The organism is Sphingomonas yunnanensis (assembly GCF_019898765.1).
GTDB classification, from domain to species: Bacteria; Pseudomonadota; Alphaproteobacteria; order Sphingomonadales; family Sphingomonadaceae; genus Sphingomonas; species Sphingomonas yunnanensis.
Map to the genome: position 1 here is coordinate 205,171 of NZ_JAIOKB010000006.1, position 12,472 is coordinate 217,642.

Here is a 12,472-nt window from a genome sequence, read left to right on the forward strand (position 1 = left end):
GATGGCGGTGAGAGCGACGGCCGCCGCCTTGCCGGGTCGAGCCGCCTGCCCATGGAGAGGTCATGAGACGAGTTTCTATCCTGTCGAGCGCGTTGCTCACCCCCATGCTGCTGGTCACGGCGTCGGCGGGCGCCCAGGCCGGCGCGCCGGCGGCCGCTTCGGCGGGCGGGGGCAAGGCCGCGCCGGCCACGCCGATCGCGTCCGAATATCCCACCGCCGGGATCGGCGAGGGGACCGCACAGGGCAAGTACAACGTGTCGCGCTGGGCCGAGGACTGGCGCGCGATGGCCGACCCGGACAAGCGCGACGATCCACTCGATCGGCTCAAATACCTCTCGTTGACGGCGGACGGCTCGGTCTATCTCTCGCTCTCGGGCGAGATCCGCTACCGCGTCCAGGCCACCACCAACCCCGACCTGCGCGACCGCGAGGCGCAGCGGCAGGAGCGGCTGCGCGTCTATGCCGGCGCCGACCTCCACCTCGGCGAGCATGTCCGCGTCTACGGTGAGCTCGCCAAGGCGCGCGTCGACGGCGTCAACATCGGCACCCCCGCGGGCAATCTGCGCAACGCGCTGACGCTGTCGCAGGGCTTCGGTGAGGTCTATGGCACGCTCGCCGGCGCCAGCGTGGGGGTGCGCGCGGGGCGGCAGGAGTTCTCGGACGGCCCCAACCTGCTCACCTCGGTGCGCGACGATCCCACGCTCCACTTCGTGCTCGACGGCGTCCGCGCCTATGCGCGCGGCAAACGCGTGCGCGCCGACGTGTTCGACCTGCGCTACGTCGCCTACGGCCAGCAGGGGCTGAGCGACGACCGCACCGACGGCGCGCGGCGCTTCAGCGGCGTCACCTTCGGCTATGCGGTACCGAGCGATTTCCTCGGCGGCTCCAAGCTGTTCTTCGATCCCTTCGTCTGGCGGCTGCGCAACCGTGCGGCGAGCTGGAACGGCACGGTCGCGCGCGAGGAGCGGATGTTCTACGGCCTCCACCTCTACGGCGACGCCGGACCGGTGACGGTCGACTGGACGGTCAATCATCAGGGCGGCGAGTTCGACGACCGCCGGATCAGCGCCTGGCAGGCGTTCGTGGCGCAGACCTATCGGCTCGGCAAGGCGGCGAGCGCGCCGCGGGTCGGCGTCCACCTCGACTATGCCAGCGGCGGGGGCGCCTATGACGGCGGCACGCTGCGCACCGCGAGCGGGCTCTACGGCAACAACATCTACTTCAGCTACCAGCTGTTCCTGACGCCGACCAACCTGATGTCGGTCTCGCCCAACGTGTCGTTCAGCCCGGTCAAGCCGCTGCGTGTGACGGGCGAGTACACGATGGCGTGGCGCGCGACCGAGAAGGACGCGGTGTACCGCGCCTCGGGCGCCGCCTTCGCGGGCACACAGAACGTGGCGGGCAATCGCATCGCCGACCTGATCCGGCTCCAGGCGATCTGGGCGGTGACGCCGCGGGTGAGCGTCACCGGCCGCTACGAGCATCTGATCGCCAAGGACGCGCTGACGCGGGCGGGGTATAAGAGCTCGGACTTCCTCGCGGCGTGGCTGAGCCTGCGGTTCTGATGGAAAGGCCGAACATCCTCCCCGCCATGCAGCGAGGATCGATCGTGCCAGCACCGATCGCGCGATAGAACAAACACGATGAGGAGAGACGCCATGGCCGTCGCGCCGCCCACCGCCCCACGTGCCGCCCCCGTCGCGGGTCGGCTCAAGTCGATCATCGGCGGATCCACCGGCAACCTCGTCGAGTGGTTCGACTGGTACGTCTATTCCGCCTTCACGCTCTACTTCGTCGGCCACTTTTTCCCCAAGAACGATCCCACGGCGCAGCTGCTGAGCGCGGCGGCGGTGTTCGCGGTCGGCTTCGTGATGCGGCCGATCGGGGCGTGGATCATGGGCATCTACGCCGATCGCCGCGGGCGGAAGGCGGGGCTGACGCTGTCGGTGACGCTGATGTGCACCGGCTCGCTGATCATCGCCTGCTCTCCCGGGATCGAGACGATCGGTTATGGCGCGCCCGCGCTGCTGGTGCTCGCGCGACTGATGCAGGGCCTGTCGGTGGGCGGCGAATATGGCGCCAGCGCGACCTATCTGTCCGAGATGGCGGGCAAGGAGCGGCGCGGCTTCTTCTCGTCCTTTCAATATGTCACGCTGATCTCGGGGCAGCTGCTCGCGATTCTGCTGCTGGTGGTGCTGCAATCGGTGATGAGCGAGCAGGCGCTGACCAGTTGGGGCTGGCGCATCCCCTTCGCGATCGGCGCGGTGCTGGCGCTGGTGGTGTTCTGGCTGCGCCGCGGGCTGGCGGAGACGCGGAGCTTCGAGAAGGCCAAGGCGAGCGACGCGCCCAAATCGGGCTTCGGCATGCTGCTGCGCCACCACCCGCGCGAGACCGCGCTGGTGATGCTGCTCACCGCCGGGGGCACGCTCGCCTTCTACGCTTACTCGATCTACATGCAGAAGTTCCTGGTCAACACCTCGGGCTTCTCCAAGGAGATCGCGACCCAGATCAACGCGGTGACGCTGTTCGCCTTCATGCTGCTCCAGCCGGTCGCGGGCGGGCTGTCCGACCGGATCGGGCGCAAGCCGCTGATGGTCGCGTTCGGCGTGGCGGGGGTGCTGTTCACCTATCCGATCTTCACCGCCTTGGAGCACACGCGCGACGCGACGACGGCGGGGCTGCTGGTGATGGCGGCGCTGGTGATCGTGACCGGCTATACCTCGATCAACGCGGTGGTAAAGGCCGAGCTCTTCCCGGCGCACATCCGCGCGCTGGGCGTGGCGCTGCCCTATGCGTTGGCGAACACGATCTTCGGCGGCACCGCGGAATATGTCGCGCTGAGCTTCAAGCAGAACGGCTGGGAGGAGGGCTTCTACTGGTACGTCACGGTGATGATCGGCGTGTCGCTGCTGGTCTACCTGCGCATGCGCGACACCGGGAAATCCAGCCTGATCGCGGAGGATTGAGGGTGTACCAGTCCTCCCCGGCACGGGGAGGGGGACTGCTCGCCGGAGGCGAGTGGTGGAGGGGGCTCTCCACGAACGCACCGGCTCGTATGGGGAAGCCCCCCTCCACCATGCTGCGCATGGTCCCCCTCCCGCCACGGGGGGAGGACTTGAGAGACGACTCACCCCATCGTCAGCACGATCTTGCCGACATGGTCGCCGCTCTCCATCCGCCGGTGCGCCTCGCCCGCCTGCGCCAGCGGGAAGCTGCGATCCATCACAGGCCTGAGCTTGCCCGCGGCGGCGAAGGGCCAGACCGTCCGCGCGATCTCGTCGGTGACCAGTGCCTTGAAGCCGGCGTCGCGCGCGCGCAGCGTCGAGCCCGTCAGCGTCAGCCGACGCCGCATGATCTCGAACAGCGGCACCGTCGCGCTCGCGCCGCGCTGCACGGCGATCGAGACATGGCGGCCGTCCTCGGCGAGGCATTGGAGGTTGCGCGAGACATAGTCGCCGCCGACCATGTCGAGCACTGCCGCGCAGCCCTGCCCAGCGGTGATATCGCGCACGCGCTCGACGAAATCCTCAGTGCGATAGTTGATCGCATGATCCGCGCCGAGCCGCTTCGCCGCCGCGGCTTTCTCATCCGACCCGACCGTGACGATGATCTCCAGCCCGAACAGATTGGCGAGCGTGATCGCCATCGTGCCGATGCCGCTGGTGCCGCCGTGGACCAGCACGGTGTCGCCCTCCATCGCGAAGGCGCGCTCGAACAGATTGGTCCACACCGTGTAGAGCGTCTCGGGCAGCGCCGCCGCCTCGATCAGCGACAGCGCCTCGGGCACGGGCAGCACCTGGCCGGCGGGCACCACCGCGTACTCGGCATAGGCGCCCCCCGCGACGAGCGCGCACACCGGCTGCCCCAGCAGCGCCGGCTCCGCCCCCTCGCCGAGCGCCACCACCTCGCCCGCCAACTCCAGCCCTAACGTGCTCGGCGCACCGGGGGGCGGGGGGTAGTTGCCCTGGCGCTGCAGCACGTCGGGCCGGTTGACCCCCGCGGCGGCGACTCGCACCAGCAGCTCGCCCGCGCCCGGCCGCGGCACCGCGCGCTCCACGGGTTCGAGCACCTCCGGCCCGCCGGCCTGTGCGGGATCGATCGCCAGCATCACCTCGGGCAGGTCGGTCATCGCTCGGGCAACCCTTTCATTCTGGCGTCTTCCCGCCTTATGGCCGGCGCGACGCGGGCGTCAACGCGCGCGCCCGTCCCGGGGTTCGCCGCGGCTTGACTCGGCGTCGCCGCAGGAGGAGCATCGCGCCATGGACCTAGACGACATCCTCGGCCCGCAGCGCGACGATCCGCTCGCCCTGCTGCTGCGCGAGGATCTCGACCGGCTCTCCGTCGCCGAGCTGGAGGCGCGCGCCGCCGCGCTGGACGGCGAGATCGCGCGGATCCGACGCAAAATAGATGGTGCCGTTAACCATCTTGCAAGCGCGGACGCGCTATTCAAGCGATGAACGCTGGCGCACTGGGCTGGCGAACGATCGCTCCCGGTGCGGAGGCCAGCGCTTGATGCGGGGCCACTCAATCACGACATTCGTGACGATGGGCCGCGTGTCCTCACGCGGCCTGCTAGGAGTAATCTGATGCCCTCATTCGCCAGCGCTCTCGAGACCACGCTGCACAAGGCGCTCGAGGCCGCTTCCTCGCGCCGCCACGAATATGCCACGCTCGAGCATCTGCTGCTCGCGCTGATCGACGACGAGCACGCCAGCCAGGTGATGTCCGCGTGCGGCGTCGACCTGGGCGAGCTCAAGACCACGGTCGCACATTATCTCGACACCGAGCTCGGCGCGCTGCGCGTCGATGCCACGACCGATCCCTCGCCCACCTCGGGCTTCCAGCGCGTCGTCCAGCGCGCGATCCTGCACGTCCAGTCGTCGGGCCGCGACGAGGTGACCGGTGCCAACGTGCTGGTCGCGCTGTTCTCCGAGCGTGAGAGCTACGCGGTCTATTTCCTGCAGCAGCAGGACATGAGCCGCCTCGACGCGGTCAGCTTCATCAGCCACGGCGTCGGCAAGGGCGCCGCCACCCCCGAGGCCACCAGCGTGAAGGGCGCGGCCGAGGAGGAGAAGAAGGAGAAGGCGGACACGTCGGGCAAGAAGGGCGAGAGCGCGCTCAAGCAATTCACCGTCGACCTCAACGAGAAGGCGAAGGTCGGCAAGGTCGACCCGCTGATCGGCCGCATGGCCGAGGTGGACCGCACCGTGCAGATCCTGTGCCGGCGCTCCAAGAACAACCCGCTGTATGTCGGCGATCCCGGCGTCGGCAAGACCGCGATCGCGGAGGGACTGGCGCGCAAGATCGTCGAGGGCGACGTGCCCGAGGTGCTCAAGCCCGCCGTGATCTACTCGCTCGACATGGGCGCGCTGCTCGCGGGCACGCGCTACCGCGGCGACTTCGAGGAGCGGCTCAAGGCTGTGGTGAACGAGCTGGAGAAGCTGCCCGACGCGGTGCTCTTCATCGACGAGATCCATACCGTGATCGGCGCTGGCGCGACCAGCGGCGGCGCGATGGATGCGTCCAACCTGCTCAAGCCGGCGCTGTCGGGCGGCACGATCCGCTGCATCGGCTCGACGACCTACAAGGAGTTCCGCAACCACTTCGAGAAGGATCGCGCGCTGCTGCGGCGCTTTCAGAAGATCGACGTCAACGAGCCCTCGATCGAGGACACGATCAAGATCCTCGCCGGACTGCGCTCGGCGTTCGAGGAGCATCACTCGGTCAAATACACGCCTGACGCGATCAAGTCGGCGGTGGAGCTCAGCGCGCGCTACATCAACGACCGCAAGCTGCCCGACAAGGCGATCGACGTGATCGACGAGGTCGGCGCGATGCAGATGCTGGTGCCGCCGTCGAAGCGCAAGAAGACGATCACGACCAAGGAGATCGAGCAGGTCATCGCGACCATGGCGCGGATCCCGCCGAAGAGCGTGTCGACCGACGACAAGAAGCAGCTCGAGACGCTCGAGACTGATCTGAAGCGCGTGGTGTTCGGCCAGAACGCCGCGATCGAGAAACTGTCCTCGGCGATCAAGCTGGCGCGCGCGGGGCTGCGCGAGCCGGAGAAGCCGATCGGCAACTATCTCTTCACCGGCCCGACCGGCGTCGGCAAGACCGAGGTAGCCAAGCAACTCGCGACGATCATGGGCATCCCGCTCCAGCGTTTCGACATGAGCGAATATATGGAGCGTCACTCGGTCAGCCGGCTGATCGGTGCCCCCCCGGGCTATGTCGGCTTCGACCAGGGCGGACTGCTGACCGACGCGGTCGACCAGAACCCGCACTGCGTGCTCCTGCTCGACGAGATCGAGAAGGCGCACCCGGACCTGTTCAACATCCTGTTGCAGGTGATGGACAACGGGCGGCTGACCGACCAGCACGGCAAGACCGTCGACTTCCGCAACGTCATCCTGATCATGACGACCAACGCGGGTGCGGCGGACATGGCGCGCGAGACGGTCGGCTTCGGCAATCTGACCCGCGAGGGCGAGGACGAGCAGGCGGTGCAGAAGATGTTCACGCCCGAGTTCCGCAACCGTCTCGATGCGATCGTGCCGTTCGGCTATCTCCCGCCCGAGGTGGTGGCGCGCGTGGTGGACAAGTTCATCCTCCAGCTGGAGCTCCAGCTGGCCGACCGCGAGGTCCACATCAAGCTCGACGACGAGGCCAAGAAGTGGCTCACCGACAAGGGCTATGACAGACTGTACGGCGCGCGCCCGATGGGCCGCCTGATCCAGGAGAAGATCAAGCAGCCGCTCGCCGAGGAGCTGCTGTTCGGCAAGCTGGTCCACGGCGGCGAGGTCACGGTGCGGCTGAAGGAGGGTGCGCTCTCCTTCGCGATCGAGCCCGCCGCGCCGAGGAAGCCGGGCAAGAAGAAGGGCGGCAAGGCCGCGCCGGTCGAGGCGGGCTGACGCGACGCGCGGGCGCTTCGGGCTGCCGCGTCGGCGGCAGCGAAGCGGCGCCCGGAGGCGACACTGTACCCCGGCGGAGGCCGGACCCAGGTTGGAAAGCCGTGGTGAGATCCACCATCCTTTCCCGACTGGGCCCGGCCTTCGCCGGGGTACAGCGTCTGCGGGAGGAAACGGCAGCGCTTCTCATCGCGATAGGGCGTCGGTGAGGTGACATGATCGATCGTGGCTGCACGCCGGGAACCGAGATCATAATTCTCACCCATCGGTCGCGGCCCGACGTCTGATCGCGCCGTTAACCTTCCCTTCGGCATCGCCCTGTTAGGCCCTGTGCCATGGACGCGGGCAACGTCATTCGCTGGATCGCGCGCGCGCTCGCGCTGCTCGCTGCCTGGGTCGCGGTCGCGAGCCCGGCGGCGGCGCTGGCGGGGACGCCGCTCGCCACCTGTTTCCGCCGCGCGCCCCCCGACGAGCGCGCCGCCGCGGTGTTCGCCGACCCGCGCGGCTTCGACTGCACGAGCGAGCAGCGGAGCGCCGGTCCCGGCGATTACTGGGTGCTCGCGCCGCGCCTGCCCGCGCTCCCGCGCGACGCGCTGATCCGCTCCGCGAGCGTCTGGCAGGAGGCAGCGACGCTCCACGTCCGCTACGCCGACGGCGCAGTGCGCTCGACCGGGTTCACCAGCGCCAGCGCTTGGCAGCGACTCAAGCTGGGCGCGGTGTTCGAGCTGCCGCTGCCGCCCCACGGCGCACCGCCGGTCGCACTGCTGTGGCATATCCGCGGCGCGCCGGTGACCCGCGGCATCGTCATCGACCCGCGCGCCGTCACGCCCGCGCAGTCGACCCGCATGGAGGTGGCGATGGCCGCCTTCTACGCCGCTTTCGCAGGCCTGTGCGTGGCGCTGCTGATGTCCAATCTCGCGCTCGGCGCCGCGCTGCGCCAGCGCTTCCACCCGCCCTATTGCGCGATGGTGCTGTGCCTGCTGGTCTATGGTGTCAGCTCCTCGGGCCTGCTCGGCCAGCTCACCGGCATGGACAACAACCTGCGGCTGCGGCTCAACACCGCGCTGCTGTCGCTGGCGCTCACCTTCGCGATCCTGTTCGCGCGGCGCTTCTTCCATCCGCGCGTGTTCGCCGGCTGGGTCGGGCGAGCCGCGACCTGCTCGGTCGGCGCGGTGCTGGTGACGGCGACGCTCTACTGCACGCTGATGCCCTGGGCGTCGCACTGGCTCGATGCCGCGCTGACCGCCAGCTTCGCGGCGGTGGCCGCGCTGGCGCTGCCGCTGCTGTGGCGCGGCTGGCGCGCCGACACGCCGCACGCGCGCGTGTTCATGCTGGCCTGGGGCACGCCCTTCATCTTCGCCGGGCTGCGGATCGGACAGGCGGCCGGACTGGTGCGCTGGAACTTCTTCATCGACAATTCGACCCTGCTGGCGATGGCGCTGGAGGCCTCCTGCAGCGCGCTGGTGATCGCGTGGCGGATCAAGCTGGTGGTGGAGGAGCGCGACGCCGCGCGCGAGCAGGAGATGCTGGCGCGCCTGCTCGCCGACAGCGACCCGTTGACCGGGCTGATGAACCGCCGCAGCTTCCTGCGCGAGGCGATCGGGCGCGCCGAGCCGCAGCTGCTCGTGCTGATCGACATCGACCATTTCAAGCAGGTCAACGACACGCTCGGCCATGACGGCGGCGACGAGGTGCTGCGCGTCTTCGCGCGCGCGCTGCTGGCGGTGGTGCCCGACGACGCGCTGGTCGCGCGTGTCGGCGGAGAGGAGTTCGCGGTTCTGACCGGCGCTGGCCACGACGATCTGCCCGACCAGATCCTGAGCGCGGTGCGCGCGGCTCGGATGCCGTTCGACCTCGCCGTCACGGCATCGCTCGGCAGCGAGCGCGGCCCGATCGCGACCGAGGCGGAGTGGAAGCGGCTCTACCGCCGCGCCGACGACGCGCTCTACGCCGCCAAGACGGCGGGTCGCGACCGTGTGCGCTGGGCCGCGGCGGCGTAGTGGGCAGTCGGAAAGGGCTCGCGCTGGTCCACGGCGATGCGGCCTGGGTGGCCGGCGCCTGACCAGCGCGAGCAGGACGCCTGGTCCGGCAGACGTCTCGAAGGAGCGGCCGTCTCACCCTCCCACCGTCATCCCCGCAGAGGCGGGATCCATACGCGCCGGCGGTTCGGCTCCTGCACACCGCTTCGCGTGTCTGGATCCCTGCCTGCGCAGGGATGACCGGATGGGCGGTGCGCGCGGTCGACGACGAGCGTAGCTGCGGCAGAGGCTGTCCCGCTACGACGAGCGGGGATGGGGATGGAAGCTCGATGAAGAAGTCAGGGAGTCGGCTCCGGGTAGCCCGACGTCTCGCCCGCCGCACCGGCGTCCAGCACTTCCTTACACCCCCGCTTCCCGTCTCGGCACAGCCGCGGTAAGGTTCGGAACCCAACGGAGAGCGCCGCCATGACCCAGCCGCCAGACCTTCGCCGTCGCCGCGCCGTGATCGGCGCGCTGGCGCTGCTGCTGCTCGCCATGGCGCAGCGCGAGACGCCGATGATCGGCACCCTCACGATCCACGCCGACGGGGCGCATCTGCCGCGCGTCTCCGCCGACGTCGCCCCGGCGCTGCGCCCGCTCGCCGCCGCGGTCGTCCTGCTCGGAGAATATCTGGTACGCTGACCGCTTGTCGCTGGCGGCGCGGTTGCTTACAGCGATGTCAATGACGGACGAGCACGCCTGGCAGGACGCCTACCGCCACCCGGTGCCCTGGGCCACCGGCTTCTCGCCGCGGTCGCTGATCGACCTGTTCGAGGATTCGGTACGCCAGCATGGCCAACGTCGCGCGATCGACTTCCTCGGCCGGCATTATAGCTACGACGAGCTCGCCGACGGCGTGCGGCGCGTCGCCACCGGCCTCGCCGCGCTCGGCTATGGCAAGGGCGATCGGATCGGGCTGTTCCTGCCCAACACGCCGCATTACCTCGCCGCCTACCACGGTGCGCTGCGGCTCGGCTGCACCGTCGTCAACTTCTCGCCGCTCTACAGCGTCGACGAGCTCTGCCACCAGGTCGAGGACTCGGGCACGCGGCTGCTGTTCACGCTGTCCGCCACCGCATTGCTGCCCAACGCGCTGGCGGTGCTCGACAGGAGCGGGCTCGAGCGGCTGGTGGTCGGCTCGGTCGCGGGCGTGCTGCCGCCCGTCAAGTCGGTCGCCTATCGCCTGCTCAAGCGCCGCGAGGTGGCGCCGCGACCGGCCGACCCGCGCGTGCTCACCTTCTCGCAGCTGATCGCCAACGATGGCGCGCACCCTGCCGCGGCGATCGCGCCCGAGCGCGACGTCGCGCTGATCCAGTACACCGGCGGCACGACCGGCGTGCCCAAGGGGGCGATGCTGACCCATGCCAATGTCGCGGCCAACGCGCGCCAGGTCGCCTGCCTCGACCCGCACAAGGACCAGACCGACCGCATCCTCGGCGTGCTGCCGCTGTTCCACGTCTTCGCCAACACCTGCGTGATGAACCGAACGATCGTCACCGGCGGGGAGATGGTGCTGCTGCCGCGCTTCGACGCGGGGCAGGCGCTGGCGGCGATCGCGCGGACGCGGCCGACCTCGCTGCCGGGCGTCCCGACCATGTACCAGGCGCTGCTCGACCATCCGGCACTGGCCAAGACCGACCTCACCAGCCTGCGCGTCTGCATCTCGGGCGGCGCGCCGCTCAACGCCGAGCTCAAGGCGCGCTGGGAGGCGGTCACCGGCTCGCCCCTCGTGGAGGGCTATGGCCTGTCGGAGAGCACCGGCGTGCTCACCACCAATCCCTATGATCCGCCGCAGAAGCCAGGCACGATCGGTCAGCCGCTGCCGTCGACCCGCATCCGGCTGGTCGACAAGGAGGATGCCGCGCGCGAGGCGGCGCCCGGGGAGCCCGGCGAGATCGTCGCACTCGGGCCGCAGATCATGGCGGGCTATTGGAACCGCCCCGACGCTGACGCGACCACCTTCGCGCTCGACTCGCAGGGGCGGCGCTGGCTGCGCACCGGCGACGTCGGCACGATCGACTCGGACGGCTTCATCGCCATCGTCGACCGGCTCAAGGACATGATCTCGGTCGGCGGGTTCAAGGTCTTCCCGAGCCAGATCGAGGCGATCCTCTATCACCACCCCGCGGTGCGCGAGGCGCTGGTGATCGGCATGGCCGATACCTATCGCGGGGAAGTGCCGCGCGCCTATGTCACCCTGACCGAGGAGGCGGGCGCGGTCGACGGCGCCGCGCTGCGCGACTGGCTCAACCCCCAGCTGGGCAAGCACGAGCGGGTCGACCGTGTGGTGGTGCGCGCCGCGCTGCCCAAGACGATGATCGGCAAGCTCAGCCGCAAAGACCTAATGGCGGAGATCCGCGCCGAGATGGAGTCGCCGCCGATCACGCCGAGCTGAGGCGAGCGCGCCCTCGAGACGATTGTCTACGGCCCGCCGCCGTCATCCTGCAACGAGTTCAGGATGACGCAAGTGGGAGGCCAGCGCCGGTGCCGCTGCCGACGTCTGCACGCGATCGTCCGGCGAGAACGCCCCCCGCACTGCTCCGCGCGGGAAGGCCCGAGCTCGCGCCCTTATTTCCCCTCGAGCGCCGCGCCGATCGCGTCGGCCGGGCGCGAGAGCAGGCCGTAGACGCCCTGCGCCGCGATCACCGCGAGGGTCACGCCCACCAGCGCCATCACGATGAACTGGAACGCCGAGGCGAAGGCGCGCGAGCGCTCCACCTTGCGCGCCATCTGCGCCTCGTGCGCGAGGCGGCGCTCGGCGCGGCGCTCGCCCGCGTCCTGCTCGGGCTTCGGCTGCGGCCGGCTGGCGAGCCGCGGCTCGTCGACCAGCGCCTTGACCGAGAGCCGCTCCTGCGACTTGATGCCGAAGAAGCGGCCCCTGGCCCATTGCACGCGGCCGACGATCACGATCGTGCCGCGGCGGATCTCGATATAGCTGCCCGGCTGGGGCGGCCCGTCGCAGCCGCCCATCAGCCCGCGCGACGAGACGTTGTGGATGACGACGTCGACCCACTTCGCCCCCAGCCGCATCCGCGACGGGATCAGGACCGTGATCCGCTCCTCGCGCGGGCGAAGGCCAGATTGTAGCGCCGCGAGCACCGTCGTCGCATTCCCTCATCGCTGAACCAGACGGCGGCTATGCCACCGGCGGCGCGAAGAAGCCGTTAACGCGACAGCGACGATGACCCGTTTCGGCGATCAGAGCATGCCGAGCGCCTGCATGTACACCTCGAGGATCGACTGCTCCTCCTGATATTCCTCGCGCTTCTGCTTGCGGATCTTCATGATCTGGCGGATCGCCTTGGCGTCATAGCCGCGGCTTTTCGCCTCGGCGAAGACGTCCTTGATGTCGTCGGCGATGCCCTTCTTCTCTTCCTCGAGCCGCTCGGCGCGCTCGATCAGCAGCCGCAGCTCGTCCGCCGCGACCGCGCCGCCGCCCATGCCTTCGCCACGCTCTTCCGCCATGTCGCTGTATTCCTCGAAAAGATGACGCCGCCCGCGGGCGCAGGCGAATCGCACTGCGGCGGACGGCGAGGTTCGCCC

At 69.6% G+C, this 12,472-nt stretch carries 10 protein-coding genes; 7 read left to right on the forward strand and 3 right to left on the reverse strand.

What is annotated here, in order from left to right; genetic code table 11:
* The first annotated feature begins 62 nt into the window (after positions 1-62).
* On the forward strand, positions 63-1,565 hold the full coding sequence (locus K7957_RS16390; RefSeq protein WP_223013306.1) for an alginate export family protein: 1,503 nt from the start codon (positions 63-65) through the stop codon (positions 1,563-1,565).
* A gap of 93 nt (positions 1,566-1,658) precedes the next feature.
* Positions 1,659-2,966, forward strand: coding sequence for an MFS transporter (locus K7957_RS16395; protein WP_223013308.1), 1,308 nt, complete (start codon positions 1,659-1,661; stop codon positions 2,964-2,966).
* A 161-nt stretch (positions 2,967-3,127) separates the two neighbouring features.
* Here the strand turns inward: K7957_RS16395 and K7957_RS16400 are convergent, their stop codons facing one another.
* Positions 3,128-4,129, reverse strand: a complete 1,002-nt coding sequence (locus tag K7957_RS16400; protein WP_223013310.1) for an NAD(P)H-quinone oxidoreductase — start codon at positions 4,127-4,129, stop codon at positions 3,128-3,130.
* A gap of 130 nt (positions 4,130-4,259) precedes the next feature.
* Between K7957_RS16400 and K7957_RS16405 the strand changes: the two genes are divergently transcribed.
* From K7957_RS16405 to K7957_RS16425, 5 genes are all read left to right on the forward strand, one after another.
* Complete coding sequence (locus K7957_RS16405) at positions 4,260-4,457, forward strand: DUF1192 family protein (RefSeq protein WP_223013312.1); 198 nt, start codon at positions 4,260-4,262, stop codon at positions 4,455-4,457.
* 129 nt (positions 4,458-4,586) lie between these two features.
* On the forward strand, positions 4,587-6,914 hold the full coding sequence (gene clpA / locus K7957_RS16410) for an ATP-dependent Clp protease ATP-binding subunit ClpA (protein ID WP_223013314.1): 2,328 nt from the start codon (positions 4,587-4,589) through the stop codon (positions 6,912-6,914).
* Between the two features lie 332 nt (positions 6,915-7,246).
* Positions 7,247-8,911, forward strand: a complete 1,665-nt coding sequence (locus K7957_RS16415; protein WP_223013316.1) for a GGDEF domain-containing protein — start codon at positions 7,247-7,249, stop codon at positions 8,909-8,911.
* 444 nt (positions 8,912-9,355) lie between these two features.
* Positions 9,356-9,571 carry a hypothetical protein gene (locus K7957_RS16420; protein WP_223013318.1) on the forward strand — a complete coding sequence of 72 codons (216 nt, stop codon included), beginning with the start codon at positions 9,356-9,358 and terminating at the stop codon, positions 9,569-9,571.
* 40 nt (positions 9,572-9,611) lie between these two features.
* Complete coding sequence (locus K7957_RS16425) at positions 9,612-11,324, forward strand: long-chain-fatty-acid--CoA ligase (RefSeq protein WP_223013320.1); 1,713 nt, start codon at positions 9,612-9,614, stop codon at positions 11,322-11,324.
* A gap of 173 nt (positions 11,325-11,497) precedes the next feature.
* On the opposite strand, the gene K7957_RS16430 is transcribed toward K7957_RS16425, so the two are convergent.
* Both K7957_RS16430 and K7957_RS16435 read right to left on the reverse strand, forming a co-directional pair.
* Positions 11,498-12,028: a PilZ domain-containing protein gene (locus tag K7957_RS16430; protein WP_223013322.1), complete on the reverse strand. Its 531-nt coding sequence runs from the start codon at positions 12,026-12,028 to the stop codon at positions 11,498-11,500.
* A 99-nt stretch (positions 12,029-12,127) separates the two neighbouring features.
* A complete protein-coding gene (locus K7957_RS16435) occupies positions 12,128-12,394 on the reverse strand; it encodes a DUF2312 domain-containing protein (RefSeq protein ID WP_132909494.1) in 267 nt (88 codons plus the stop codon).
* Positions 12,395-12,472 lie beyond the last annotated feature (78 nt).

Bases quoted from the DNA above. Each gene is read 5' to 3' on its own strand.
- K7957_RS16390 (WP_223013306.1), top strand. From the start codon at position 63: ATGAGACGAGTTTCTATCCTGTCGAGCGCGTTGCTCACCCCCATGCTG.
- K7957_RS16395 (WP_223013308.1), top strand. From the start codon at position 1,659: ATGGCCGTCGCGCCGCCCACCGCCCCACGTGCCGCCCCCGTCGCGGGT.
- K7957_RS16400 (WP_223013310.1), bottom strand. From the start codon at position 4,129: ATGACCGACCTGCCCGAGGTGATGCTGGCGATCGATCCCGCACAGGCC.
- K7957_RS16405 (WP_223013312.1), top strand. From the start codon at position 4,260: ATGGACCTAGACGACATCCTCGGCCCGCAGCGCGACGATCCGCTCGCC.
- clpA (WP_223013314.1), top strand. From the start codon at position 4,587: ATGCCCTCATTCGCCAGCGCTCTCGAGACCACGCTGCACAAGGCGCTC.
- K7957_RS16415 (WP_223013316.1), top strand. From the start codon at position 7,247: ATGGACGCGGGCAACGTCATTCGCTGGATCGCGCGCGCGCTCGCGCTG.
- K7957_RS16420 (WP_223013318.1), top strand. From the start codon at position 9,356: ATGACCCAGCCGCCAGACCTTCGCCGTCGCCGCGCCGTGATCGGCGCG.
- K7957_RS16425 (WP_223013320.1), top strand. From the start codon at position 9,612: ATGACGGACGAGCACGCCTGGCAGGACGCCTACCGCCACCCGGTGCCC.
- K7957_RS16435 (WP_132909494.1), bottom strand. From the start codon at position 12,394: ATGGCGGAAGAGCGTGGCGAAGGCATGGGCGGCGGCGCGGTCGCGGCG.